The sequence below is a fragment of the Burkholderia sp. RF2-non_BP3 genome (genome assembly GCF_001522185.1).
Lineage (GTDB): Bacteria > Pseudomonadota > Gammaproteobacteria > Burkholderiales > Burkholderiaceae > Burkholderia > Burkholderia diffusa.
Window position 1 is genome coordinate 123936 of sequence record NZ_LOSU01000009.1, and the last position, 24913, is coordinate 148848.

The window sequence follows — 24913 nt, forward strand, 5'->3', positions numbered from 1 at the left end:
ACTCTCCAGGGGCGAAGCACGAACGGCGTCGCCCCCTCTTCACACATCCGCCGACAACGCGGTTCGCGCTCGCCGCCGTGCGCGCGCGTCCCGCGCTATTCCACCGCCCTTGCGGCATCCCACATCGGCTGTCCGCCCAGCGCCGCATGCCACGCGCCGAAACGCGCGCGCCACGACTCGAACGGCTCCGTCAGCGGATGACGCGGATCGTCGCTGAGCGCGTACGCCATCCCCTCGATCAGCCAGCGCGGCTTGGTCGCGACCGCGAGGTTGCCGAGCACTTCGGCCTGACGGTGATGAATCAGTTCGTGCGCGAGAAAGTAGGTCTGCCAGCCGCGCGGCGCGATGACCACGCCGAAATCCCCCAGCGTCAGTGCCGCGCGTTCGCCGAGACCGAACTTGTCGGCACACTCGCGCGTCGAGCAGAACACGACGCGCGGGGCCTCGCGAAACGGGCCCACGGCCGCCGCCGCGCGCGCATAACCGTCGCGATAGAGCTGCTGCGCGGCGCCGAACGTCGCGGCATCGTCCGTGCAGATGTCCGCGCTGGGGCACGACACGCCGGGAAGCAGCGCGGGCGCGACGACGCGCAGCGGCTTGACGAGCGCGTAGGCGGCAATCGGCACCGCGACCAGCAGGCCCGTGAGGGCGAAGGCGACATGGGAGCGTTTCATCGAGGCAGTGATTCCTTCCGTTGGCATGGTCGTGGCATGTTCCAGCACGAATATATCGGAGCGGCGCCGTCGCCGGCCGGATTTTCGTGTCCGCCCGGCGTCCTGCCCGCGGCCCCGCTCCGCCGCAAGGCGCGCCGATCGCGAGCCGGCTGGCGATCGCATCCAGCCCGGTTACGCGAGCTGCTTGTGAAAATACGTCGTCGCGCACAATGCGCCGTCGGGCATCAGCGCGAAGTTCGGCACGACGCCGACGCGCTGCCAGCCGGCCCGCTCGTACAGACGCTCGGCATCGCCGCCCGTCACCGTGTCGAGCACGAGCACGGTCTTGCCGGCATCGCGCGCGGCTTCGTCGGCAGCCGTCATCAGCCGCGCCGCGATCCCCTGCCGGCGTGCATGACGGGACACGAGCATCTTCGCGATGTCCGCGCGATGCGGCTGGTTCTGCGGCTGCGCGGTCACGACCTGGACGGTGCCGACGATCCGGCCGGCGGCGTCCTCGGCCACCAGCAGGATGCGCTCGCCGCGCGCGACGCCGTCGGCGACGCGCGTCCAGAACGCCACGGCGGTCGAGCGCTCGATCGGCAACATGAAGCTGACGGACGCGCCACCCTCGACGCAATCGATCAGCACATCGGCCAGCGCATCAATGCACGCATGCGCTTCGCCCGCATCGAGGCGGCGCACGGTCACGGGTTCGGTCATACCCTCTCCGGTATGTCAGGTGGGGCACGCGTTCGGCCGGCGTGCGCCCGGATCGAATGGAACGCCGGCGTGCGGTGGATGCATGCGCAACGGCGGCCGGTCTCGGGCAACACGGCGCCCAGCCCGATCGGCGCGTGTTCCCGCCCCATCATGCTACGCGATGAAAAATCCCGCTGCATCGCCTATGCTTAGCCACATGGCTAACTTTCAACCCGGTATCAGCGACGTATTCCACGCCCTCGCCGATCCGACACGCTGCGCGATCGTCGGCGCGCTCGGCAATGGCGGGCGAACCGTTTCGGAACTGGCCGCGCCGTTCGGCATGGCGCTGCCGTCGTTCATGAAGCATCTCGCGGTGCTCGAGCGAAGCGGCCTCGTCACGACCCGGAAAACCGGCCGCTCGCGCACCTGCGAGCTGGTCGGCAGCCGGCTGGCGGAAGCCGAGCAGTGGCTCGCCACGCAGCGCGCGCAGTGGGAAGCGCGCTCCGATCGCCTCGTGGCATTCGTCGAACGCCGTCACCAGGAGGAGCAAGCGCATGTCAACCAGCCACGTCGACCCCGCCGAAGCCCATGACCTCGTCATCACGCGCACGCTGCGCGCGCCGCGCCAGGCACTCTGGCGCGCATGGACCGACCCGGAATTGCTGAAGGAATGGTGGTGCCCGAAACCGTGGACCACCGAAGTGCGCGCGTTCGACCTGCGCCCGGGCGGCGCCTTCCACACGTTCATGCGCGGCCCCGACGGCGGCACGAGCGACAACCCCGGCTGCTTCCTCGAAATCGTGCCGGAAGCGCGAATCGCATTCACGTCGATGCTCACGGGCGGCTGGCGGCCGCAGGTGCCGTGGCTGGGCTTCACGGCCGTCATCACGATAGCCGACGACCCCGCCGGCTGCCGCTACGAGGCGCGCGTGATGCATCCTGATGCCGCGACGCGCGAACGCCACGAGGCCCTCGGATTTTTCGAGGGCTGGAACATCTGCATCACGCAGCTCGACGAATTCGCGGCCGCGTTGCGCTGAATGCGGCCGCATGCGCGGGCCATTGCATGCGGCCGCGCGCGCGCCTAGGATTCCTGAAGGAAGCACGACGACACGCCGGTATCCGGCGTGCACCGTCGTGCGCGTTCCGCGGGAGGCCACATGCTGCACATGCACACGCATTCGACCCGGGTCAGCCGGCACCTGAACGCGCCGCGCGGGCGCGTCTATCGCGCGCTGCTCGATCCGCATGCCGTCGAACAATGGAAGGTGCCCGACGGCATGACGTGCCGCGTGCACGCATACGACACGCGCGAAGGCGGCGCGCTGCGCGTGTCGCTGAGCTACGACGAACCGTCGGACGGCACCGGCAAGACCACCGCGCACACCGACACCTATCACGGCCGCTTCGTGACGCTCGTGCCGGACCAGCAGATCGTCGAAATCGACGTGTTCGAAACCGACGATCCGATGCTGCGCGGCGCGATGACGGTCACGATCACGCTGTCCGACGAAGCAGGCGGCACACGCGTCGATGCGGTGCACGACGGTGTGCCGCCCGGCGTGCCGGCCGCCGACAACGAGGCCGGCTGGCAAATGGCGCTCGCCCGGCTGGCCGCGTTGGTCGAGAAGGGCTAGCCCGAGGCGACGACGCAGTACGCGTCAGCCGAGCCGGTACGCGTGCGTGACGGTCCCGCGGAACAGCGCATCGCGCTCGCTCGGGCTCGCGTGCGCGGTCAGCCGCTTGAACGCGTTCCAGCCGTTCACGTACGAATACGAGCCCTTGTCGACCGGGAAATTGCTCTCGAACATGCAGCGCTCGGCGCCGAACGCCTCGATGCACGTGAGCATCCACGGCTTCCATGCGTCGGCGAGCTGTTCGGACGACGGCGGCCGCGCGCCCTTCTCGAACTCGAAGCCATTGATCCGCATGCCGAGGCCGCCAACCTTCACGAATACGTTCGGCAGCCGCGCCAGTTCGCGCATCGACGCAGACCATCGCTTGAACACTTCCGGCCGCTGGTCCGCATAGCTCGCGATCCGCACGACGCCGCCGCAGTGATTGACGACGATCCGCGTGTCGGGGTTCGCCTTCGCCAGATCGAACAGCTCGGGCAATTGAGGAAAGAACAGCCACGCGTCGTACGACAGTCCGAGCGGCGCAAGCTGCGCGACGCCGGCGCGGTACGCGGGATCGAGCAACAGCCCGCGCGGCACCGCCGACAACGGGTTGGCGAGCGACGGATCGGCATCCCAGGTCGTCAGGTGTCGCACGCCGCGAAAGCGTCCGCGACCGGCGTCGACATGCGCTTCGAGCACGTCGCGCACGCGCTCGCCGAGCCGCAGGTCCGCATGCCCGACGATGCCTTTCGCGACGGCCGGACCGCTCCGTTGCAGCGGCTCCGTCACGCCGGCGACATAGGCCGTCTCGCCGACCGGCTTCAGTTCGGCCGGCCCCGCGTCGCGATAGCGCGTCAGCGCCTGCATGTAGACGGATGCCTGGACGTTGTGGCCGGATCGCGCATCCTGCAGATAGTCGTCGAGCATGTAGATCCAGCCCGGCCGCTCGTAGAAGTGATGGTGCGCATCGATGATCGGCAGATCCGGATCGAGCGCGGGTTCGAGCGCGGATGCGAGCCAGTCGTTGCGCACCGCGAGATAGTTGCCTTGGGTCGTCATGCGGGAAGGTCCGTGTTGGGCCGGCGCGCGCGTATTGACGCACCCGGGCAGCGCGAGCGATGCGGCGGCCGCACCGAGCAGCCGGCGTCGTTTGATCGAAATCGTCATGTCATTCGCTCCGGTCGAATGCATACAGCGACAGCGTGAGCAGCGTCGTGATCGCCAGGACGATCGCAAGGCCGAGCATCCCGGCCGTGAAGGTGCCGAAGCTGTCCTTCAGGTAGCCGACGAGATACGGGCCCGCGAATCCGCCGAGCGCGCCGATCGAATTGATCAGCGCCAGCCCGCCGGCCGCGGCCTGGCCGGACAGGAAGCGCGAAGGCAGCGTATAGAAGATCGTGCGTCCGGCAATGGTGCCGATCAGCGCGAGCGTGATGCCGACGAGCGCGGGCCCGAGCGTCAGGAAATGGGTCGACACGCCGAGCGCCACCGCGCCGATGAACAATCCGATCGCCAGGTTCGCGACCGGGCCGCCGCGCCGGTCCACCCGCTTCGCCCACCACAGCAACGCGATCGTCGCGAAGAAGTACGGCACCGCGGACAGCCAGCCGGTCTGCATCGTGGACATCCCGTGCGCCTTCAGCATTTGCGGCAGCCAGATGCCGATGCCGTACGAGCCCATCGTGAAGCCGAACGAGATCAGCGCGAGCACGTAGACGCGCACGTCACGCAGCGCGACGCCGAAGCGCTTCTTGCGGCCGGCGGCGGCGCCGTCGCGCTCGAACGCGCGCTGCAGCGCGGCACGCTCGTCGTCCGACAGCCACGCAGCCGTGGCCGGGGAATCCGACAGCAGCTTCAGGACGAGAAAGCCGAGCGCGCACGCGGGCAGCCCTTCGACGATGAACATCCACTTCCAGCCCGCGAGGCCCAGCACACCGTCGAGCTGCAGCAGCCAGGTCGACAGCGGGCCGCCGATCAGCGACGACAGCGGCGTCGACACGGTGAACCAGGCAAGCACGCGCGTGCGGTAACTCGCCGGAAACCACACCGCGAGGAAGAAGATCACGCCCGGAAAGAACCCGGCCTCGCCGATGCCGAGCAGCAGCCGGATCGCATAGAAGCTCGTCGGCCCCGTCGCGAGCGCGGTTGCCGCCGCCATCAGCCCCCACGTGATCATGATGCGCGCGAGCCAGCGCCGCGCACCGAAGCGGTACAGCGCGAGATTGCTCGGCACTTCGAACGCGCAATAGCCCGCGAACATGATCCCCGCGCCCCAGCCGAACTGCGTCGCGGTCAGGCCGAGATCGCGGTTCATCGTCAGCGCGGCGAACCCGACGCTCGTGCGGTCCAGGTAGTTGAAGAAGTACGCGAGCGCGAGCAGCGGAATGAAGCGCCATGCGGCCTTGCGCACGGCCCGTTGCTCGATCGACGCGTCGGTTTCGCGATCGGCGTCCAGCGCCGGGGAAGCGGATGTCATGGTTGTCTCCGTGGATGCGGCACTCCGCGCCCGCGCGATCGCGGGCGGGATGCGTCGTTCGTTGGGTCGCGGCGGCGCTACGCGCTCGCCACTTCGTTCGGCGAAGGCGTGTCGGCCGGCACACCCGGCGGTTGGCCGTCCGCGCCCTGCGCGTGCCGCCCGGCGACGACGCCGGCTTCGATCAGCGCCCGCGCCTCGTCCGGCGTATAGCCAAGCTCGCCGAGCAGTACGCAGGTGTCCTGACCGAGCGCGGGTGGCGCCGAACGCAGCCGCAAGCGCTCGCCCGCGAGCGTGAGCGGCAGCAGCGCGGTATGCGTGTCGACCGGCCGGCCGGCGCTGCTCGCGTCGGCCGGCAGCGTCACGGCTTCGAGCCCGCCCGTCGCGAGCAGGTGAGGATCGTCGAACAGGTCCTGCGGCTTCGTGATCGGCGCATACGGCAGGCCGATCGATTCGAAGATCGCGCCGATCTCCTCAGCCGAATGCACGGCGAGCCGCGCACGCAGTTCGGGCAGCAGCCACTCGCGCGCCTGCACGCGCAGGTTGTTGGTCGCGAGGCGCGCGTCGTCCTTCAATGCGGCGAAACCGAACGCGTCGCAGAACAGCGCCCACTGCGTATCGGACACCACCGCAAGAAAGATCTGTTCGTTGTCCTTGACGGCAAACACGTCGTAGACGGCCCACGCGGAAATGCGACTCGGCATCGGCGACGCGGCCTGCCCCGTCACCGCGAACTGCATCATGTGCTGCGCGACGAGAAACACGTTGTTCTCGAACAGCGCGCTCTGCACCTGCTGGCCGCGGCCGGTGCGTTCGCGCTGCGCGAGCGCGGCCATCGCGCCGATCGCGCCGAACATCCCGCCCATGATGTCGTTCACGCTCGAACCCGCGCGCAACGGCCGGCCTTCGGGGCCCGTCATGTAGGCAAGACCGCCCATCATCTGCACCACTTCGTCGAGCGCGGTGCGATGTTCGTACGGCCCCGGCAGGAAGCCCTTGTGCGACACGTACACCACGCGCGGATTCAGCGACGACAGCGCCGGATAACCGAGACCGAGCCGATCCATCGTGCCGCTCTTGAAGTTCTCGCTGAAGACGTCCGCCGTCGCGACGAGCCGCCGCACGATCTCCAGACCGCGCGGATCCTTCACGTCGACCGCGAGACTCTTCTTGTTGCGGTTGAACATCCCGAAGAAGCCCGCGCCGGAACCGCGCAGCGCACGCGTGCTGTCGCCCGCGATCGGCTCGATCTTGATGACTTCCGCGCCGAGATCCGCGAGCAGCATGCCGCAGGTCGGGCCCATCACCATGTGCGTCATCTCGATCACGCGCACGCCTTCGTACGGCAGCGGCGAAGCCGGTTGGCGATCGTTCATTGCGCGACTCCCGTCACGCAGCCTTCCGGCTGGGCCGCCGCCGGCGCACGGCCGTCCGCGTACCGGAACCCCTTCGGCAGCCCCGCATCCGGCACGTGGCCGTACAGCGGCTCCCCGGGCAGCGCCGCGTGCAGGATCGCGCGCGCGGCGAGCAGCGCGTCGGCATCGACGCCCGTGTCGACGCCCATCGACTCCAGCAGGAACACGAGATCCTCGGTGACGATGTTGCCGGTCGCGCCCGGCGCATACGGGCAGCCGCCGAGACCGCCCTGGCTCGCGTCGATCGTCGTCACGCCGGCGTCGAGCGCCGCGACGACATTGGCGAGCCCCTGCCCGCGCGTATTGTGGAAGTGCGCGCCGCCGGCCTTGTCGCCGACTTCGCGCTGCAAGCGCACGAACAGCCGGCGCACCTGCGCCGGATTCGCGTAGCCGCTCGTATCGGACAGACCGATCTCGTCGACCCCGCATTCGGCCATCGCGGCCGCCATCGCGATCGTCTCGTCGTCGGAGACCGCGCCGGCGATCGTGCAACCGAACGCGACCGACACGCCGGCCTCGATCTGCACCGACGGAAACCGCGCATCGCGCAGCGCGACGATCGCGCGCACCTCGTCGATCATCTGCGCCGGCGTCTTGCGGATGTTCGCCAGCGAGTGCGCTTCGGTCACCGATACCGGCAGCGTCAACTTGTGGATCCCCGCCTCGAACGCGCTTTCGGCGCCGCGCAGGTTCGGCGCGAGCGCGGCGACGTGCAGCCCCGGAATCGTCAGCGCATGCGCGACGACCGCCTGCACGTCGGCCATCTGCGGCAACAGCCGCGCGGGCACGAACGACCCGACCTCGATCTCGCGCAGACCGGCCGCGGCGAGCGCGGTGATCCAGCGCAACTTGTCGGCCGTCTGCATCACGGCCTTGATGCTCTGCAGGCCGTCTCGCGGCCCGACCTCGCTGACCAGCACCTTCGAATACCCGGCAACGCTCATTCGACACCTCATAGTTCTATCTGAAAGAACATCGTTCTGTTTGACGGAACTTTAGAGGCGCGTCGAATCGGCTGTAAGCGGGGTATACCCGTGAAATTGCGATTTTTTGGAACTTGAGTTCTGTCAGGCAGAACGATATAGTCGATCGACCGTCACCCAAAAGAACCACGCGCCGTGCCCCCGACCTCGACTTCCGCAGATCACACCGACGAAATGCCCGACGCGTCGGCCGAAGCCTCCAGCGGCGTCGCCGTCCTGGATCGCGCGTTCGCGATCCTCCACGCTTTCGGGCAAACGGACGACCGGCTGTCGCTCGCGGAACTGTCGCGCCGCACCGGGCTGTACAAGAGCACGATCCTGCGCCTGCTCGCCGCGCTGGAGCACGGCGGCTTCGTGCGCAAGCTCGACGACGGCCAGTACGCGGTCGGACACGAGCCGTTGCGGCTTGCCGCGCTGTATCAGCGCTCGTTCCGGGTCGGCCCGGTCGTCGAACCGTTGCTCGAGACGCTGAGCCGCGAACTCGGCGAGACGGCATCGTTCTACGTGCGCCATGGCGACATGCGCTCGGTGCTCTACCGCGTCGAACCCACGCGCACGGTGCGCGTGTCGATCCGGGTCGGCGAGGAGTTTCCGGTTCACCAGGGGGCGTCGGGGAAGGTGCTGCTCGCGTTCACCGAGCCGCACGATGCGCGCTGGAACGACGTGCGCGAACAGTTGTGGGCTGCGTCGTACGGCGAGCGCGACCCGGAAACCGCGTCGGCCTCCGTGCCGGTGTTCGGCGCGGCCGGCGACTGCGTCGGCGCGCTGACGGTGTCCGGTCCGATATCGCGGCTGGCCGCCGCGCCGGCGATGGCCGCGGCGCTCGCGATGTTGTTACCGCTCGCGCAGAAGGCGACGGTCGCGCTCGGTGGCGCGGGCGCGCGCTACGATGCGCAAGCCGTGCGCGACAGTCTCGCCCGATTCGCGATACCGGACAGCCCCGCCCAGCCCTAGCCGGCCGCGCGCATGCGGCGATGAGGCAGCGCAAAAGGCGGCCGCATGCGACACTGGCCGTCGACGCATGCGGCACGCCGCCCGTCGGCGCCGCACATGCACCCGCCGTCCGGACACGCAAGGGAACCCCACGATGAACACCGCGCGCACCGCCACCTGGTATTTCGATTTCGTTTCGCCGTTCGCGTATCTGCAACAGGAACGGTTCGACCCATTGCCGCCTGCCGCCGCATACGAGCCGAAACCGATCGTGCTCGGCGCGCTGCTCGCGCACTGGGGCCAGAAAGCGCCGGCCGAGATCGCCGCGAAGCGCATCTTCACCTATCGCCACGCGCAATACCGCGCCGACAAGCTCGGCATTCCGTTCCGGATGCCGCCCGCGCATCCGTTCAACCCGATCCGGCCGCTGCGTCTCGCGATCGCGATGGGCAACACGCCCGATGCGATCCGGCGAATCTTCCGGCACATCTGGCGCGACGGCCAGGACGTGTCGACGCCGGACGGCTTCGCCGCGTTGTGCAAGGCGGTCGGCTTTCCGGAAGGCGTGACGGCCGTCGAGGCCCAACCGGTGAAGGACGCGTTGCGCGCGAACACCGATCAGGCGATCGCGCACGGCGTGTTCGGCGTGCCGACCTTCGAGCTCGACGGCGACCTGTTCTGGGGCGACGATGCGACCGACATGTTCGTCGACTGCGCGACGTCCCGCGCGTGGCTCGACTCGCCCGAAGTGCGCCGCATCAGCGCGCTGCCGGAAGGCATCCGGCGCGGCTGACGGCACGCACGACGACGCGCAGCGGCACGGCTTCGCGTCATCGCGACGAAGTCCGCGAGCAGCACCTGGCGCAAGCGCCGTTGGCAAATGCGAAGCGGGCAGGCCCACACGGCCTGCCCGCCTTTTCTTTTTATTTTTATTTTCGTTCGGTGCTGCGCGGCCCGGCGCGACACGGCAGATCCGCGCGAGACGCGATGCGCATTCGGTCATCCGATGCAAGATCCGCGATGGCCCGCCGAATTGTCCAGTTCAACGGATTATTTTCGACGATGCGCAGCGAATGCGCGCGCAACCGTCAGATGATTCGACATGACCGCGCCGCACGGTCGCTTCCAATCCGGCCCCATCGGAAAATCGCGTTTTCTCAGGGGAATCCCGGTATTTTTTCCCATTTTCTTCGAAATTACCGGTGACATACTTGCCCCCCATTGCGCTCCGGTGCGAGCGCGCTTCCTGATCCCCGCCGGTCGCGTGTCATGTGCTGCGTGTCCGCCGGGGTCGCAGAACATGAATAATTTCGACACCACGATCCAGGTCTTCCTCACCCACATCTCGTTCGGACCGCTGATGAACCACGCGATCCGCGTGATCGCCGGCCTCTATACGTTCAAGGGCTTCATCCTCATCCCCGTGCTGTGCTGGCTGTGGTTCCAGTCGGGACCGGAACGCGAACGGCAACGCGAACTGGTCATCGCGACCGTCGCGAGCGGGCTCGTCGCGCTCGCGTTCGGCCGGCTGCTCGCGAAAGTCCTGCCGTTCCGCGTGCGGCCGATCTACAACCCCGATCTGCATCTGCACTTCCCGTCCGAGGAGCTGCGTGCGGCCACGCTGCAGGCCTGGAGTTCCTTTCCGAGCGATCACGCGATGCTGTGGATGGCGATCGCGACCGGCATCTTCATCATCGCGCGCCGCGCCGGCGTGCTCGCGCTGCTGTACGCGGTCGTGTTCATCTGCGTGCCGCGCGCGTATCTCGGCTATCACTATCCGACCGACCTGATCGCCGGCGCCGCGATCGGCATCGCGATCGCGTGGCTGCTGACGCGCGATGCGATCCGATCGCGCTTCGCGCCGCAGGTGCTGGAGGCGATCCGGCGCTTTCCCGCACCGGCCTATACGCTCGCGTTCCTGCTGTGCTTCGAGCTGATCACGCAGTTCGACGAACTGCTGACGCTCGCGCAGTCGGTCAAGCACACGACGATGTAACGGGACGGCGCCCGATGCATCCGCTGCTGTCGTCACGACGCCCGGGCACGCGCTGCCGGCCCTGCGCGGCGGCATCGCGCACCGCGCGCGCCGCCGGTCAGGTCGTCGCCGCGCCGGCAACCGCGGCCGCGCTCGTCAGTCGCGATCGGGCGCGCCGAGCGGGAAGAACGCACGATACGGCCGCGCCTCGTCGACCGCACGCGCAAACGACGGCCGCGCCAGCAGCCGCTTGCGATACGCGATCACGTTCGCGAACGACGGGTCGATCCGGTGCGTCCAGTCCGCATAGAACAGGAACGGCGCCGCGCCGCAGTCGGCGAGGCTGAAGCGGTCGCCGGCCGCCCATTCGCGATCGGCCATCGTTCGATCCAGCCATGCGTATGACGTTTCAAGCATCGCGCGCGCATCGGCGACGCCCCGCGCATCGCGCTCGTGCGCCGGCCGCAGCGCATCGAACACGACCTTCTGCTGCGGCGTCGACACATAGTTGTCGAAGAAACGATCCATCGTCCGCACTTCCAGCGCCGCGCGCCGGTCCTCGGGCACCAGCCGAACGGGCCCCGGATGATAGAGATCGAGATACTCGACGATGATCGTCGCCTCGATCACGGTGCGGCCCGCGTCGACGAGCACCGGAAAGCGCTTCAGCGGCCACAGCGCGGCCAGTTCCTGCATCGGCTTCGGATCGTCGTGCGCGAGCACGCGGTACGCGAACGGCGTGCCGTTCTCGTACAGCGCGGTCAGCGCCTTCTGGCAATAGGAGGAAAAGGGATGGGCGTATAGCGTCGGCATCATCGCGAGGTCTCTCAGGGTTTCGGCGCCGCGTCATGCGGCGCCACGTGATCGGATACCTTGACGACGAACGGCGCCTGGCCGATTCGACATCGGACCGATCGATTTTTTTGCTCCGCGCGCACCGCGCCGCTACGACCGGCCGTCCATCACGACGCGGCCTTCGCCGCGCCAGCGCAGCATCCCGCCGCCGAGGTTCGCGACGGCATCGAAACCGGCTTTCAGCAGAATCACGGTCGCCTGCGCGGAGCGGCCGCCCGCGCGGCATACGGTCACGATCGGCCGGTCGCGCGCAAGCTCGCCGGTGCGCGCGGCCAGTTCGCCGAGCGGAATCGGCGTCGCGCCGGGCAGATGGCCGAGCGGGCCGGTGAATTCGTCCGGCTCGCGCACGTCGACCACCTGTACCGCCGACAGGTGATCCTCGAGCCACTGCGGATCGATTTCCCAGAACCCGGCGAACGTATAGACGAGCGGCGCCCAGTCGGGCGCCGCCTGCACGTCGGGCGCGTTCGCGGCAACGCCGCATTGAAGGTTTGCGGGCACCGCGACGTCGATCTGGCGCGGATGCGCGAGCCCGAGATTGCGCATGTAGCCCGCGAAATCGTCCTCGCTGAGATCGCCGCCGAGGCGCGGATTGAAGCGCCGCTCCTCGCCGACGCTCGTCACCGTCAAACCGCGATAGTCGTGTGCGGGGTACAGCAGGCATGCGGCCGGCAGCGTGAAGAGCCGACCGTGGACCGCGCGATACAGCGCGCGCGGGTCGCCCTGCTGGAAATCGGTGCGGCCGGTGCCGCGAATCAGCAGGCAGTCGCCGGTGAACGCCATCGATTCGTCGTCGAGCACGAGGCTGATGCAGCCGCTCGTATGGCCCGGCGTCGCGCGCACGGTCAGGTAGCGCGTGCCGAATGCGCAGCGATCGCCGTCGTTCAGGTAGCGGTCGGCGCCCTGCGCGCCGCTGGCGGCCGAAATCGCGATCGCGCTGCCGGTGCGCTGCTTCAGCAGCCACGCCCCCGTCACGTGATCGGCGTGCACGTGCGTATCGATGGTGGCGACGAGCCGCAGTCCGAGCTCGTCGAGCAGCGCCGCATCGCGGCGCACCTGCTCGAACACGGGATCGATCAGCAGCGCCTCGCCCGATGCGCGGTCGGCGAGCAGGTACGTGTAGGTCGACGATTGCGGGTCGAAGAGTTGCCGGAAGATCATGGCGAAGTCGCTCCGTCGGCTGGGCGTGTCGGTTGGATGGAGGGTGCGGGTCGGACAACCCGCCCCGCGTGTATCGCCGGCGCGCGGGGCGCACGTTCATACAGCGTAGTTCAAAACACGCGCGCCACCGGCATCGCCGCAGGTGGCGAGACGTCATGCCGCGCCCGGAGCGTCGCGCGCGCTGCCTTACACTACCGCCTGTTCTCGTCTTACGTTCACAGGAATTGCGCCGACATGTCGATGACGATCGATCCGAAGCAGGCCGCCGCGCTCCTGGCCGTCGCCGACACCGGCAGCTTCGAGCAGGCCGCCGTGCGCCTGCACGTGACCGCGTCCGCCGTCACGCAGCGCGTGCGTGCGCTGGAGGCGAGCCTCGGCACGCCGCTCGTGCTGCGCGCGCGGCCGTGCCGGCCGACGGTGGCCGGACAGCGCGTGCTGCAGCACCTGCGCCGCGTCGCGCTGCTGCAGGCCGACCTGCAAAGCACGCTCGCGGCCGAACGCGAATCGCCGATCTCCGTCACGATCGCGCTGAACTCCGACAGCCTCGGCACCTGGTTCCTGCCCGCCCTGACGTCGGTGCTCGCGGGCGAGCGCATCCTGTTCGAGCTGATCGTCGAAGACCAGGATCACACGTTCGCGTTGCTCGAAAGCGGGATGGCCGTCGGTTGCGTGACGACCGAGTCGAAACCGATGCGCGGCTGCGTCGCGACGCCGCTCGGCACGATGCGCTACCGCCTGCTCGCGGCCGCCGCGTTCGCGGTGCGCTGGTTTCCACGCGGGCTGAACCGCACGAGCGCGCACCATGCGCCCGTCGTCGCGTATTCGCGGCGCGACACGCTGCAGTCCACGTTCCTGAAGGAGAAATTCGGGTTGCCCCAAGGCGCGTATCCGTGCCATTACGTGCCGGGCACGCACGCGCATTTCGCGGCGGTGCGGCACGGGCTCGGCTACGCGATGGTGCCGGAGCCGCTGATCGGGGGTGCGCCGCTCGACGCGCAGGGGCTCGTCGATCTCGCGCCCATGCATCCGACCGATATCGCGCTGTACTGGCACGCATGGACCGTGCAGTCGCCGACGATGGCGTCGCTGTCCGCGCGGGTGGTCGAAGCGGCGCGCCGGCTGCTCGCGCCGCTGCCGTGACCCGCGGGCGACCGGCGTCGCCGGCGCGGCACGCGGTGCGGTACGCATGACGGCGAGCAACCGCGCCGCGCCGCCTATACTTTTTTCATCGGCCTCGCGAACGCGCCGCGCGGTCGATCCAGCACATCCGGCCGTTCCCTGTCCCGTGAGGAGAACATCATGTCCCGCCGCTATATCGACTGCCGCGAGTTTCCCAGCGCGATGCACTGCTCGATCGCGATTTCCGCCGACTCCGACAACGAGCTACTGGAGGCCGCCGTGCAGCATGCGGTCTCGGTGCACCAGCACACCGACAGCGCCGAACTTCGCACGCAGCTGAAAGCGCTGTTCCGCGACGGCACGCCGCCCGCCGACATGCCCCGGCAAGCGTAATCCGCCCGCACGCCGGATATCGACAGACGGCCGGCACTACCGCCACGTCGCCGCCCCACTCCCGCTTCGCGCCGCGCCGGCGCCTCCGCCGGCCGGCGCGCTCCGCCTTACGCGCGCCGCTGCGCGAAATACGCGCCGACCGCGTCGATGAAGGTATCGATGTCCGCGCGCGACACGTCGCAATGCGTGACGAAGCGCGACGCGTACAGCATCTGCGTGAGGATTCCGCGTTCCTTGAGCCACGCTTCGAGCGGCGCGCAATCGGCTTCGGGGAATTGCGCGAACACCATGTTCGTCGCATGCGACAGCACCTTCACCGGCTCGATGCGCGCGAGGCCCGCGGCGAGATGCGCGGCGTTCGCGTGATCGTCGGCCAGCCGTTCGACGTTGTGGTCGAGCGCATACAGACAGGCCGCCGCGAGAATGCCCGACTGGCGCATCCCGCCGCCCAGCACCTTGCGCCAGCGCTGCGCGCGCTCGACCAGCGCGCGATTGCCGACCAGCACCGAACCGACCGGCGCACCGAGCCCTTTCGAGAAGCAGATCGACACGGTATCGAACGGCGCACACAGTTCCGCGATCGGACGGCCGGACGCAACGGCCGCATTGCACACGCGCGCGCCGTCGAGGTGCGTGGCCAGCCCGCGGGCGCGCGCGAGCGCGACGGCTTCCTGGACATAGCCGTCCGGCAATACCTGGCCGCCGATCGTGTTTTCGAGCGCGAGCAGGCGCGTGCGGGCGAAGTGATTGTCGAGGGGCTTGATCGCGGCGGCGATCTTCGCGAGCGGCAGCGTGCCGTCGGGCGCGTTCTCGATCGGCTGCGGCTGGATGCTGCCGAGCACGGCCGCACCGCCGCCTTCGTACTTGTACGTGTGCGCGAGCTGCCCGACGATGTATTCGTCGCCGCGTTCGCAATGGGCCATCAGCGCGGCCAGATTGCTCTGCGTGCCGCTCGGGAAGAACAGGCCGGCTTCCTTGCCGGCCCGCTCTGCCGTCACCGCCTGCAAGCGCAGCACGGTCGGGTCGTCGCCCCATACGTCGTCGCCGACTTCGGCGGCAGTCATCGCGGCCAGCATCGCCTGGCTCGGACGTGTCACGGTATCGCTGCGCAAATCGATCATCTTCGTGCCCTGAGTGAATGCGGACCGGAACCGATGCGCCCGGCCCTGCCGAAACGAGATTCAGAGTGTACGCAATTCGCGCAGCGCTTGCCGATGCATCGCACCGCCCGATCCGGGCACGACCGGCACGGCGCACACACTCCGCGCCGGCGCGTCGTTCCCGTGATGCGACGCGCCATATTGCCGCACATGCGGCAGACCGCCACGCTGCCGGCACCCGCGGCGCGCGTCGCGATCTTGATACGAATCAACGATTTATCCCGAAACCGCCCGTGAAGGGCTGGACATCTGCGACGAGTTGGCGCATTTCGCGGCGCAACATCGCGGCACATACTCCAGCCAACCCCGATGCCCCGTCGGCCGGGGTCCGCCGGCACCCCGCCGGCGGGTATCGTCAGCTTCGGTCAACTGGTATGGACACCGCTTTTTCGGCCCTCGATCTGGCCCGCCTGCAATTCGCGTTCACCGTCTCCTTTCACATCGTCTTCCCGGCGCTGAGCATCGGCCTCGCCAGCTTCATCGCCGTGCTCGAATATCGCTGGCTGAAGACCGGCAAGCAGTATTACAAAACCCTCTGCCTGTTCTGGTCGAAGATCTTCGCCGTCGCGTTCGGGATGGGCGTCGTCTCCGGCGTGGTGATGAGCTATCAGTTCGGCACGAACTGGTCGGGCTTTTCGAGCTTCGCGGGCGCCGTCACCGGGCCGCTGCTGATGTACGAGGTGATGACCGCGTTCTTCCTCGAAGCCGGCTTCCTCGGCATCATGCTGTTCGGCTGGAATCGCGTCAGCCCGCGCGCGCACTTCGGCGCGACGCTGATGGTCGCGATCGGCACGCTGATCTCGACGTTCTGGATCCTCGCGTCGAACAGCTGGATGCAGACGCCGCAGGGTTTCGAGATCGTCGACGGCCGCGTCGTGCCGACCGACTGGTTCGCGATCATCTTCAACCCGTCGTTCCCGTACCGCCTGTTCCACATGGCGATCGCCGCGTTCATCGTCGCCGCGCTGGTCGTGGCCGCGACGGGTGCATGGCACCTGCTGAAGGGCCGCCGCGACAAGGGCGTGAAGAAGATGTTCTCGATGGCGCTGTGGCTGCTGCTGGTGCTCGCGCCGCTGCAGGCCGTGATCGGCGACCAGCACGGCATCAACACGCTGAAGCACCAGCCGGCAAAGATCGCCGCGATCGAAGGGCTGTGGGAGACCGAAAAGGGCGGCACGGCGCTCAACCTGTTCGGCATTCCGGACATGAAGGCCGAAACGACCCGCTACGCGGTGAAGGTGCCGCACCTCGGCAGCCTGATCCTCACGCACAGCTGGGACGGTGAGATCCGCGGGCTCAAGGACTTCCCGCCCGAAGACCGCCCGAATTCGACGGTCGTGTTCTGGAGCTTCCGGATCATGGTCGGCCTCGGCTTCGCGATGATCGGTCTCGCCGCGCTCGCATGGCTGCTGCGCCGCCGCGGCGGCCTGTATGAATCGAAGTGGTTCCAGCGCTTCGCGCTCGTGATGGGCCCGACCGGCTTCGTGTCGCTGCTCGCGGGCTGGGTGACGACCGAAGCGGGCCGCCAGCCGTGGGTCGTCTATGGCGTGATGCGCACCGCGCAGGCCGTGTCGCCGCTGTCGGTGCAGCAGGTCAGCCTGTCGATGATGACGTTCGTGATCGTGTACTTCCTCGTGTTCGGCACCGGCGTGTACTACATGCTGAAGCTGATGAAGGCCGGCCCCGCGCTGCCCGACGTCGGGCACGACGCACAGCACGGCGAGCCCGACACGCGCCCCGACCATACCGCGCGCCGCCCGATGTCGGCCGTCGACGAGCTGATCGAGACCGTCTGAGCCCCTTCATATTCGCAAACGAGAAAACCTATGGACGTCACCGTAATCTGGGCCGCGATCATCGCATTGGGGCTCTTCATGTACGTCGTGCTCGACGGCTTCGACCTCGGCATCGGCATCGTCTTCCCGTTCTTCCCGGACGAGAAGGAACGCGACCTGATGATGAACACCGTCGCGCCCGTGTGGGACGGCAACGAGACGTGGCTCGTACTCGGCGGCGCCGGGCTGTTCGCGGTGTTCCCGATCGTCTATTCGACGGTGCTGTCGGCGCTGTACCTGCCGCTGATCTTCATGCTGGTGTGCCTGATCTTCCGCGGCGTGTCGTTCGAGATCCGCGCGAAGGCGCGGCGCACGAAGCAGCTGTGGGACCTCGCGTTCATCGGCGGCTCGGCCGGCGCGACGCTGTTCCAGGGGATCGCGCTCGGCGCGTTCCTGCAGGGCATCGACGTGAAGGACGACGTGTTCGCGGGCGGCGCGTTCGACTGGCTCACGCCGTTCAGCCTGCTGACCGGCCTCGGCCTGCTCGTGACCTATGCGCTGCTCGGCTGCTGCTGGCTCGTCGCGAAGACGGAAGGCGACCTGCAGCGGCGCCTCCATCGCGTCGTGTGGCCGCTGACGGTCGTGCTGCTCGGCTTCATCGCGGTCGTCAGCCTGTGGACGCCGCTGCAGGACCCGGCCATCGCGCAGCGCTGGTTCGATTCGGGGCTGTTCTGGCGCCTGCTGCCGGTGCCGTTCCTGGTCGCCGGGTGCGCGGTGTGGATGCGTCGCGCGGTGCGCGACCGGCACGACATGACGCCGTTCGTGCTCGCGCTGGCGCTCGTGCTGCTCGGCTACGTCGGCCTGCTCGTCACGATGTTCCCGTATGCGATTCCGCAGACGATGACGATCTGGGAAGCCGCGGCACCGCGTTCGAGCCAGACCTTCACGCTCGTCGGCGCAGCGGTTATCCTCCCGATCATCATCGCCTACACGACGATGGGTTACTGGGTATTCCGAGGCAAGGTGCGCCATGAAGACCAGCATTACTACCACCACTGATTCCGCCGCTCGCCAGCCCGACGCGCCGCGGCCGCGGATGCGCGGCTGGATGTGGTTCGTCGTGCTGTGGGCGGGCGGCGTGCTCGGCGCCGTCACGCTCGGCTATGCGTTCAAGATCTTCATGAACCTGACGCTGTTCGCGGTGAAGTAACGTCCCGGCCGCCGCGTACGTCATTGCGGCGCCCGCCGCACGACGCCGAGCTTCAGTCCGAGCATGCCGAATATGCGGTTCATCGTTTGTACCGTCCCGTCGCTGCGGCCCTGCTCGATATCCTGGATTGTCTTCGTCGACACGCCGGCGAGCTTCGCCATCTCTGCGCTCGTCAGCCGCATCGTCTGCTTCAGATGACGCACGGATTCGCGCAGCGACCACTCGGGATGCGCGAGAACGTCCTCGATCGCTTGCCGACGCAACGCGAGCTGATCGGGAAGCGACATCGCGTTATAGCGTTTGTCCATCGTGTCGCCTCCGTCTAGCGCAGTGCATCCAGTTCGCGGGCGAGCCGCTCGATGCCCGGTTTCAGGAAAGCATGCACATCGTGCTCCAGGCCGAGATCGACGCCCTGATCGGCGATCTCCGCCAAGCGCGGTGCCATTGCCTGCAGCCGTGCCCGCAATGCGTCGCGATCGAGCGCGGCATGCGCCTCCCCCGCCTGCGGCTCGCTCGCCCGAACGACCGCATCGAGTACCCGCGCCCAGTCCGGCCGCCCCCCGTCGTTGCCTTCCCAGCGGATGCGCCGTGCAATGCCGTCGAGATGCAGATGCATCGGCGCGAAGTCGTAAAGCGGCGTCAACGCGACGCGTCCATCGAAGTCGCGTTGCAATGCGGTGTTCCGTGCATGATTGTCCTTGTTGCCCAACGCAAGATTCGCGACGTCGCGGCACAGATACTCGGCCACCTCGGTTTGAGGGTCGGTGCATCGGCGCACGAGATGCCCGCACACCTCGTCGTGACTCGGCACGACGCCGAAGCCGGCTTTGCCGGTCAGTGACGCAATGCTTTCCTGAGCGAACCTGACGACGCGGCCATCGACGCACGCGCGGTCGAACCGCGGGATGAATAGCGACCGATCGCGCAGCGTCAGCGGCGCATGCACGCGCAACCCAAGCCGCTGAGCCAATGCCATGTAGGGCGCTTCGTGACGAAGGATCTGTGCCAGACGCTCGTTCGCGCCGCGTCCGAACTTGACGATATAGTGCTCGGCCGCGTGCGCGTCCGGCAGCGTGTGATCGAGATAGAGCAGGCCATCGTCGGCACGGGTCAGCAGGAGTTTCGGCCACTCGCCCTGCACCCCCGAGGAGCCCGCGACAAAGAATCCGTGTTCGGCGAGATATTCGCTGAACGCGTCTCCGCGCGCGGCAACGTCGTCGTCAGTAAAACCTTGTCGCGGCCCCTGGCGCTCGGCAAGCCACTGCGCGGCTTCCTTGACGCGCAGATTGCCGATCGAGTTGCCTGCCCCCGCGAGCAGCAACGGCCAGTCGGCACGTTCCTCCGCCGTTTCCGGCAGATCGAGGCGACGCAACAGTTCCTGACGGCCGAAGCCTTGCGGCAACAAATCGATCAGGAAAATCGGCCAGTGGGGCGTCATCAGGGGCTCGAGATCGACCGGAAAGCCGCACGCCATCGCGTGCGCATCGCGGGCGAATTGATGCCGGACGACCCATTCGACGTCGTAACCCGTATAGGCGCGACTGCGCCAGCCCTGGTCAGGCTCGCCGAAAAGGGTGACGACGCCGATGTCGTGCCAAATACCGTCGGCGTGAAGCTGGATCGTGCAAGAGGCGCTCATTTCAGCAGAAATCTATATAAATCATGTCGCTCATCGTAGCTGAATTATATAAATTTCTACCGAAATAGGAAGTGAGCCCTTGAACGCCAGAAGCAGCGGTCGAAGGGAAACGCCCGTCGCCTACCCCCGCTCGCGCAGCGCCGCCTCGATCTTGCGATCGGTCTTGTACTGGCTCAGCGCATACACCGACCAGATCGCGGCCGGCAGCCAGCCGATGATCGTGAGCTGCAGGATCAGGCAGATGACGCCGGCGATCGGGCGGCCGATCGTGAAGAACTGGAACCACGGCAGCAAGAGGGCAAGCAGCAGACGCATCGGATTTCCTTTTCACATCGTTGACGAACAACGTACGCGGCCAATATGGCGCGTCATGCCCCCCATTTCAAGTCGCGCTACGCCGAGGCGGACAGCCATCGCGCAACACGCGCGACGAGCGGGTCTGCTTCGTCGAAACGCTCGACGCCCGCCACCTGCGGCGCGTCGCAGATCCCGAACACCGGCTTGCCCCATTGCAGCCCCAGCGCGATTTCCGACAGCGTGCCGAGCCCGCCGCCGACCGCGATCAGGCACACGGACGCGCGCGCGATCAACGCATTGCGCGTGATGCCGAGCCCGGTCGGCAGCGCGACGGTCAGATACGGATTCGCGTCCCGCGCGTCATCCTCGGGCAGCAGCCCGATCGCGCATCCGCCCGCGGCCCGCGCACCGCGCGCAGCGGCCTCCATCACGCCCTGCTTGCCGCCGCCGACGATCGCGAGGCCCGTCGCCGCGATCCCGTGCGCGATCCGCTCGGCGACGGCGAGCTGCGCGTGCGTCGCGTCGCGCGGCCCGATCACGCCGACCGGCATCCGATGCCGTTGCGCGCCGCGCTGTCGCTGCGCGAGTTGCGCCAGCGCGTCGCGCGTGTCGTTCGACCATTCAATGACGTCGTTGCCGTGCAAGTCCTTCCCCCAGTGCAAGAACGCAGGTGCAAAGCGCCGTCAGCACGATCGACAGCACGGCGGCCTGCGAGAAATCGGTCTGTCCGTCGGACAGCTTCAGATACATCAGCAGCGGCAGGATGTTGACCTGCGTGCCGGCCAGCGCAAGCGCCGTGCCGTACGTGCCGAGCGCGATCGCACCCACGAGGCACCACGCGGACGCGATCGACGGCCACAACTCGCGCCACGCGACGTCGAACCACGCGCGCCACGGCCGCGCGCCGAGCGTCAGCGCCGCCTCGAGCGGCCGCCGGTCGAGATTCGCGAGCGCCGGGTAAAGCATCAGCGCGACGCGCGGGATCAGGTAATACGCATAGGCGAACGCGAGCCCCGGCATCGAGTAGATCGCGCCGCCGACCACGGTCGGGTCCGCGCCGAGCGACGCCAGCAGCATCGTGACGAAACCGGCGCGGCCGAACACGAGGATGAAGCCGTACGCGATCACGAGGCCGGAGAAGGCGAGCGGCACGCCGAGCAGCGCCAGCGACCAGCGGCGCCGCGCCGGCGACTGCCCGGCCAGCACGAACGCGACCGGCACGCCGACGGCGACGGACAGCGTGCCGGCGCCGATCGCGAGCGCCAGCGAACGCACGATCGCGTCGGCGACGAGCGGATCGCCGAACACCGCGGCGAACGCGCGGCCGCCGCCGTCGAACGCGGCGCCGACGAGCGCGCCGAGCGGCAGCACGAAGCACACCGCGAACAGCGCGGCCGCCGGCGCCGCGCCGTAGCGGCGCAGCACGCCATCCCGCATGGACGAAACCCGCATCGCGCGCCCCTTACTTGCCGAGCGTGGCCTGCGACCAGAGCTGGTCGACTTCGGCCTTGTGCGTCGCGGCCTTCGCGACGTCGAGCGGACGCACCTGCGGCGCGTTCGGCAGCTTCGCCGCGACGTCCTGCGCGACCGGCGTGCCAGGCACGGCCGGGCGCACGTAGCCCTGCGCGAACAGCCCCTGCCCGACGTCGCTCATCACGAGGTTGAGCCACAACTGCGCGGCGGCCGGATTCGGTCCGTTCTTCACGAGACTCATCGCATACGGCGCCGATACGCTGCCGTCCTGCGGAATCACGACTTCGGCCGCATCGCCCATGCCGTCCGTGTACTTGGCCTTGAGCCCGTCGTTTTCGTAGCCGATCAGGATCGGAATCTCGCCCTTGACGAATTTCGCGTACGGCGTCGTCCCCTCGACGCGCAGCACGTTGCCCGCCTGCTTCAGCTTGCCGAAGAACTCCGCGCCCGGCTTCGGGTTGTCGACGCTGCCGCCGTTCGCATACGCGGCGGCGAACACGGCGACCTGCCCCTGCCCGGTCGAGCGCGGGTCGAGATAGACGACCGCATTGCGATATTCGGGTTTCAGCAGGTCGGACCAGCGCTGCGGCACGTTCTTCACGAGCTTCTTGTTGACGAGCAACGCGATGTTCAGCGAGTGCACCGCGAACCAGCGGCCGTCGGCCGCGCGAAACACCGCGGGCAGCTTGTCGAAATTGACCGGCTTGAACGGCGCGACGACGTCCTTGGCTGTCGCATCGAGCGCCGACGCCGCGAAGTAGTAGGCCGTGTCGGCCTGCGGGCGACGTCGCGACTTGTCGAGCGCGACGACCGTGGCCGCCGATCCGATGTCGTTGTACGTGATCTCGACCTTCGGGTAACGCTTGCGGAATTCGGCGAACAGCGACTTCCAGTTCGCCCACTCCGGGCCCGTGTCGAACGACACGACGAGCCCTTCGTCGGCGGCCTTCTCGTACAGCGCATCCTCGCCCGGATACAGCGGCGCGGCATGGGCCAGCGCCGGCGCGAGGGTCGCGAACGCGCAGAGCGCCAGCAGGCGGCGGCGCGTCGCATGAAGAAAGTGGCGGCGTGCGGACATCGTGATTCTCCGTTGAATGAATAGGTCGCCCGCGCTCACGCGGCGGGCAGCACGAGCAAATGGCGCGGCTCGATCGACACGCAGCGCGCGGGCAGTTCGCGCCCTTCGCCGAGCAGTGCGTCGGTCGCGCCGGCCGGCACGAAATCGAAGCGCTGTGTCGCGCCGAAGTAGCGCACCTCGCCAACCCGGCCATCGATGCGGTTCGCGACGTACGCGGGGGGATCGGGCTGCAGGTGTTCCGGACGGATCAGCACCTCGACCGGGTCGCCCGGCCGGTGCGCACCCGTATCCGCGCACAGCGTCGTGAACCGCACGTCGACCGCGCCATGTGCGAGCACACGGCCGCGCAGCAGCGTCGAATGGCCGACGAAACGCGCGACCTGCGCGGTCGCCGGACGCTCGTACAGGTCGCGCGGGGTGCCGGCCTGCAGCATGCGTCCGCCGTCGACGATCGCCACGCGGTCGGCCATGCTGAGCGCTTCGTCCTGGTCGTGCGTGACGAGCAGCGTCGTCGCGCCGCATGCGCGCTGCAGCGCGCGGATCTCGTCGCGCAGCTGGTGGCGAATGCCGGCGTCGAGCGCCGCGAGCGGCTCGTCGAGCAGCAGCAGCTTCGGTTCGATCACGAGCGCGCGGGCCAGCGCGACGCGCTGCTGCTGCCCCCCGGACAGCAGCGCCGTGCCGCGCCCGGCCTGCGCGGCGAGGCCGACACGTTCGAGCATCTCGAGCGCGCGGCGGCGGCGTGGCGCCGCGGCCATGCCGCGCATCTTCAGGCCATAGGCGACGTTGTCGACGACCGACAGGTTCGGAAACAGCGCGTAGTGCTGAAACACCATCCCGACCTCGCGTTGCCACACCGGCACGCCGGCCATGTCGCGGCCGCCGATCGCGATACGGCCGCGGTAGCCGTCGAGCAGGCCGGCGGCGAGGCGCAGCAGCGTCGATTTGCCGGAGCCGCTGCGGCCCATCACGGCGAGCAGTTCGCCCTGGGCCGCGGACAGCGTGACCGCGTCGACGCCGTGACGGGCGCCCGGATACTGGAAGCTGACGTTTTCGAAATCGAGACTCATGACGGTTTCACTTCAGGCGTTGCACGGTGAAGACGGAGGCGAGCGTCGCGAGCACGGCGAGGACGAGCAGCACGACGGTCGCCGCGCAGGCCATCCCGGACGCGCCGTAGAACGCCTGCAGCAGCACGATCGGATAGTTGCGGTAACGGAAGCCGGCGATGAGGTTCGAGATCTGGAATTCGCCGATCGACAGCGCGGCGACCATCACGAGGCCGGAGAACAGGCTGTGCCGCAGGTTCGGCAGCACGATCGTGACGAACTGGCGCAGCGGCGTCGCGCCGAGCGTCGCCGCACATGCCTCGAGATGCGCGAGGCCCAGGTGCCGCAGGTCGCTCAGCAGCGTCTGCAACAGGTACGGCAGCGTCAGCACGGCGTGCGCGGCGATCATCAGCGGCAGCGTGCCGAGCCACGGCAGCGCATCGCCGCTGAAGATCGCGATGTAGCCGAACCCGAGCGTCAGCGCCGGCACCGCGATCGGCATCAGCATCACGATGCGCGCCGCGAAGCCGCGGCCGGCCAGTGCGCGGTGATGCAGCGCATACGCGAGCGGCAGCGCCAGCACGGCATTGATCGCGCAGCAGGCGAGCGCGACCGCGAGGCTCGTGCCGAATGCGCGGGTGAAGCTGCGATTCGCGGCCAGATCGACGAACCAGTGCGACGTGATGCCGGTCGGCAGCAGCGTGTTCGTCCACGACTGGCCGACCGAGCCGATCAGCAGCAGCACGATCGGCAGCGCGAGATACAGCCCGAACGCCGCGACGAACGCCCGCAGCAGCAGGCGTCCCGCCATCGCGCGCGGCCGTTTGTTACGACGAATCGGAATAGCTTCGGCAAGAGCCGGAGCGGATGGCGAATGCATGGCGAATCTCGCTGACGGACACGGAACGGGTCACGCAACGCCCGCCGGGCCGGGCCGGCACGCGTTGTCGT

General features: G+C 68.3%; 28 protein-coding genes. 11 read left to right on the forward strand and 17 right to left on the reverse strand.

What is annotated here, in order from left to right; all coding sequences use genetic code 11:
- Positions 1-95: 95 nt before the first annotated feature.
- Both WS45_RS02705 and WS45_RS02710 read right to left on the reverse strand, forming a co-directional pair.
- Positions 96-674 carry a hypothetical protein gene (locus tag WS45_RS02705; RefSeq protein WP_059698037.1) on the reverse strand — a complete coding sequence of 193 codons (579 nt, stop codon included), beginning with the start codon at positions 672-674 and terminating at the stop codon, positions 96-98.
- Positions 675-845: 171 nt separating this feature from the next.
- Positions 846-1376 (reverse strand): GNAT family N-acetyltransferase, encoded by a 531-nt coding sequence (locus WS45_RS02710; RefSeq protein ID WP_059698038.1) that lies wholly within the window; start codon positions 1374-1376, stop codon positions 846-848.
- Between the two features lie 196 nt (positions 1377-1572).
- On the opposite strand from WS45_RS02710, the gene WS45_RS02715 reads away from it, so the two are divergent.
- From WS45_RS02715 to WS45_RS02725, 3 genes are all read left to right on the forward strand, one after another.
- Positions 1573-1950 carry an ArsR/SmtB family transcription factor gene (locus WS45_RS02715; RefSeq protein ID WP_059698040.1) on the forward strand — a complete coding sequence of 126 codons (378 nt, stop codon included), beginning with the start codon at positions 1573-1575 and terminating at the stop codon, positions 1948-1950.
- On the forward strand, positions 1913-2398 hold the full coding sequence (locus WS45_RS02720; RefSeq protein WP_059698042.1) for an SRPBCC family protein: 486 nt from the start codon (positions 1913-1915) through the stop codon (positions 2396-2398). Before WS45_RS02715 ends, WS45_RS02720 begins: the two co-directional genes overlap by 38 nt.
- Positions 2399-2518: 120 nt before the next feature.
- Complete coding sequence (locus tag WS45_RS02725) at positions 2519-2995, forward strand: SRPBCC family protein (protein WP_059689312.1); 477 nt, start codon at positions 2519-2521, stop codon at positions 2993-2995.
- A gap of 24 nt (positions 2996-3019) precedes the next feature.
- Here the strand turns inward: WS45_RS02725 and WS45_RS02730 are convergent, their stop codons facing one another.
- The 4 genes from WS45_RS02730 to WS45_RS02745 form a co-directional block, all read right to left on the reverse strand.
- A complete protein-coding gene (locus tag WS45_RS02730) occupies positions 3020-4144 on the reverse strand; it encodes an amidohydrolase family protein (protein ID WP_059698044.1) in 1125 nt (374 codons plus the stop codon).
- A gap of 1 nt (position 4145) precedes the next feature.
- Positions 4146-5453, reverse strand: coding sequence for an MFS transporter (locus WS45_RS02735; protein WP_059698046.1), 1308 nt, complete (start codon positions 5451-5453; stop codon positions 4146-4148).
- A gap of 77 nt (positions 5454-5530) precedes the next feature.
- Positions 5531-6826 carry a CaiB/BaiF CoA transferase family protein gene (locus WS45_RS02740; RefSeq protein WP_059698048.1) on the reverse strand — a complete coding sequence of 432 codons (1296 nt, stop codon included), beginning with the start codon at positions 6824-6826 and terminating at the stop codon, positions 5531-5533.
- Positions 6823-7809, reverse strand: coding sequence for a hydroxymethylglutaryl-CoA lyase (locus WS45_RS02745; RefSeq protein ID WP_059698051.1), 987 nt, complete (start codon positions 7807-7809; stop codon positions 6823-6825). Before WS45_RS02745 ends, WS45_RS02740 begins: the two co-directional genes overlap by 4 nt.
- 213 nt (positions 7810-8022) lie before the next feature.
- Here WS45_RS02745 and WS45_RS02750 point away from each other — a divergent pair, with 213 nt between their 5' ends.
- The 3 genes from WS45_RS02750 to WS45_RS02760 all read left to right on the forward strand — a co-directional run bounded on the left by WS45_RS02750 (position 8023) and on the right by WS45_RS02760 (position 10777).
- A complete protein-coding gene (locus WS45_RS02750) occupies positions 8023-8802 on the forward strand; it encodes an IclR family transcriptional regulator (protein ID WP_059528685.1) in 780 nt (259 codons plus the stop codon).
- A 133-nt stretch (positions 8803-8935) separates the two neighbouring features.
- Positions 8936-9574, forward strand: a complete 639-nt coding sequence (locus WS45_RS02755) for a 2-hydroxychromene-2-carboxylate isomerase (protein ID WP_059698053.1) — start codon at positions 8936-8938, stop codon at positions 9572-9574.
- Positions 9575-10081: 507 nt separating this feature from the next.
- The gene (locus tag WS45_RS02760; RefSeq protein WP_059698054.1) at positions 10082-10777 is read left to right on the forward strand and encodes a phosphatase PAP2 family protein; all 696 of its coding nucleotides are present in this window, start codon (positions 10082-10084) and stop codon (positions 10775-10777) included.
- A 135-nt stretch (positions 10778-10912) separates the two neighbouring features.
- Here WS45_RS02760 and WS45_RS02765 read toward each other — a convergent pair whose 3' ends face one another.
- Both WS45_RS02765 and WS45_RS02770 read right to left on the reverse strand, forming a co-directional pair.
- Positions 10913-11572 (reverse strand): glutathione S-transferase family protein, encoded by a 660-nt coding sequence (locus WS45_RS02765; RefSeq protein WP_059689304.1) that lies wholly within the window; start codon positions 11570-11572, stop codon positions 10913-10915.
- 129 nt (positions 11573-11701) lie between these two features.
- Positions 11702-12772, reverse strand: coding sequence for an MBL fold metallo-hydrolase (locus tag WS45_RS02770; RefSeq protein ID WP_059528695.1), 1071 nt, complete (start codon positions 12770-12772; stop codon positions 11702-11704).
- Positions 12773-13006: 234 nt separating this feature from the next.
- Here WS45_RS02770 and WS45_RS02775 point away from each other — a divergent pair, with 234 nt between their 5' ends.
- Positions 13007-13912 carry an HTH-type transcriptional regulator ArgP gene (locus tag WS45_RS02775; protein ID WP_059698057.1) on the forward strand — a complete coding sequence of 302 codons (906 nt, stop codon included), beginning with the start codon at positions 13007-13009 and terminating at the stop codon, positions 13910-13912.
- A gap of 159 nt (positions 13913-14071) precedes the next feature.
- Positions 14072-14284: a DUF1059 domain-containing protein gene (locus tag WS45_RS02780; RefSeq protein WP_059528699.1), complete on the forward strand. Its 213-nt coding sequence runs from the start codon at positions 14072-14074 to the stop codon at positions 14282-14284.
- A 107-nt stretch (positions 14285-14391) separates the two neighbouring features.
- Here WS45_RS02780 and ltaE read toward each other — a convergent pair whose 3' ends face one another.
- Positions 14392-15405 carry a low-specificity L-threonine aldolase gene (gene ltaE / locus WS45_RS02785; protein WP_059528702.1) on the reverse strand — a complete coding sequence of 338 codons (1014 nt, stop codon included), beginning with the start codon at positions 15403-15405 and terminating at the stop codon, positions 14392-14394.
- A 413-nt stretch (positions 15406-15818) separates the two neighbouring features.
- Between ltaE and WS45_RS02790 the strand changes: the two genes are divergently transcribed.
- Genes WS45_RS02790 through WS45_RS02800 form a run of 3 tightly spaced genes read left to right on the forward strand, consistent with a single transcriptional unit; the run spans position 15819 to position 18429 of the window.
- Positions 15819-17240, forward strand: coding sequence for a cytochrome ubiquinol oxidase subunit I (locus tag WS45_RS02790; protein ID WP_059689301.1), 1422 nt, complete (start codon positions 15819-15821; stop codon positions 17238-17240).
- 30 nt (positions 17241-17270) lie between these two features.
- Entirely contained in the window at positions 17271-18278 is a 1008-nt protein-coding gene (cydB, locus tag WS45_RS02795; protein ID WP_059698058.1) for a cytochrome d ubiquinol oxidase subunit II, read from the forward strand.
- Positions 18250-18429, forward strand: a complete 180-nt coding sequence (locus tag WS45_RS02800) for a hypothetical protein (RefSeq protein ID WP_059598950.1) — start codon at positions 18250-18252, stop codon at positions 18427-18429. The genes cydB and WS45_RS02800 overlap by 29 nt, the downstream gene beginning before the upstream one ends.
- Positions 18430-18449: 20 nt before the next feature.
- On the opposite strand, the gene WS45_RS02805 is transcribed toward WS45_RS02800, so the two are convergent.
- The 8 genes from WS45_RS02805 to WS45_RS02840 form a co-directional block, all read right to left on the reverse strand.
- Positions 18450-18737 carry a helix-turn-helix domain-containing protein gene (locus WS45_RS02805; protein ID WP_044848495.1) on the reverse strand — a complete coding sequence of 96 codons (288 nt, stop codon included), beginning with the start codon at positions 18735-18737 and terminating at the stop codon, positions 18450-18452.
- 14 nt (positions 18738-18751) lie between these two features.
- Positions 18752-20068 carry a type II toxin-antitoxin system HipA family toxin gene (locus tag WS45_RS02810; protein ID WP_059698060.1) on the reverse strand — a complete coding sequence of 439 codons (1317 nt, stop codon included), beginning with the start codon at positions 20066-20068 and terminating at the stop codon, positions 18752-18754.
- 120 nt (positions 20069-20188) lie between these two features.
- Complete coding sequence (locus tag WS45_RS02815; RefSeq protein WP_059528716.1) at positions 20189-20383, reverse strand: YqaE/Pmp3 family membrane protein; 195 nt, start codon at positions 20381-20383, stop codon at positions 20189-20191.
- A 77-nt stretch (positions 20384-20460) separates the two neighbouring features.
- Positions 20461-20916, reverse strand: coding sequence for a TIGR00725 family protein (locus WS45_RS02820; protein ID WP_156437022.1), 456 nt, complete (start codon positions 20914-20916; stop codon positions 20461-20463).
- A gap of 70 nt (positions 20917-20986) precedes the next feature.
- On the reverse strand, positions 20987-21817 hold the full coding sequence (locus tag WS45_RS02825) for an ABC transporter permease (protein WP_059698062.1): 831 nt from the start codon (positions 21815-21817) through the stop codon (positions 20987-20989).
- 10 nt (positions 21818-21827) lie between these two features.
- On the reverse strand, positions 21828-22916 hold the full coding sequence (locus WS45_RS02830; RefSeq protein ID WP_059698064.1) for an extracellular solute-binding protein: 1089 nt from the start codon (positions 22914-22916) through the stop codon (positions 21828-21830).
- Positions 22917-22951: 35 nt separating this feature from the next.
- Positions 22952-23983 carry an ABC transporter ATP-binding protein gene (locus WS45_RS02835; protein WP_059698066.1) on the reverse strand — a complete coding sequence of 344 codons (1032 nt, stop codon included), beginning with the start codon at positions 23981-23983 and terminating at the stop codon, positions 22952-22954.
- A 7-nt stretch (positions 23984-23990) separates the two neighbouring features.
- Complete coding sequence (locus WS45_RS02840; RefSeq protein ID WP_059698068.1) at positions 23991-24842, reverse strand: ABC transporter permease; 852 nt, start codon at positions 24840-24842, stop codon at positions 23991-23993.
- Positions 24843-24913: the final 71 nt, after the last annotated feature.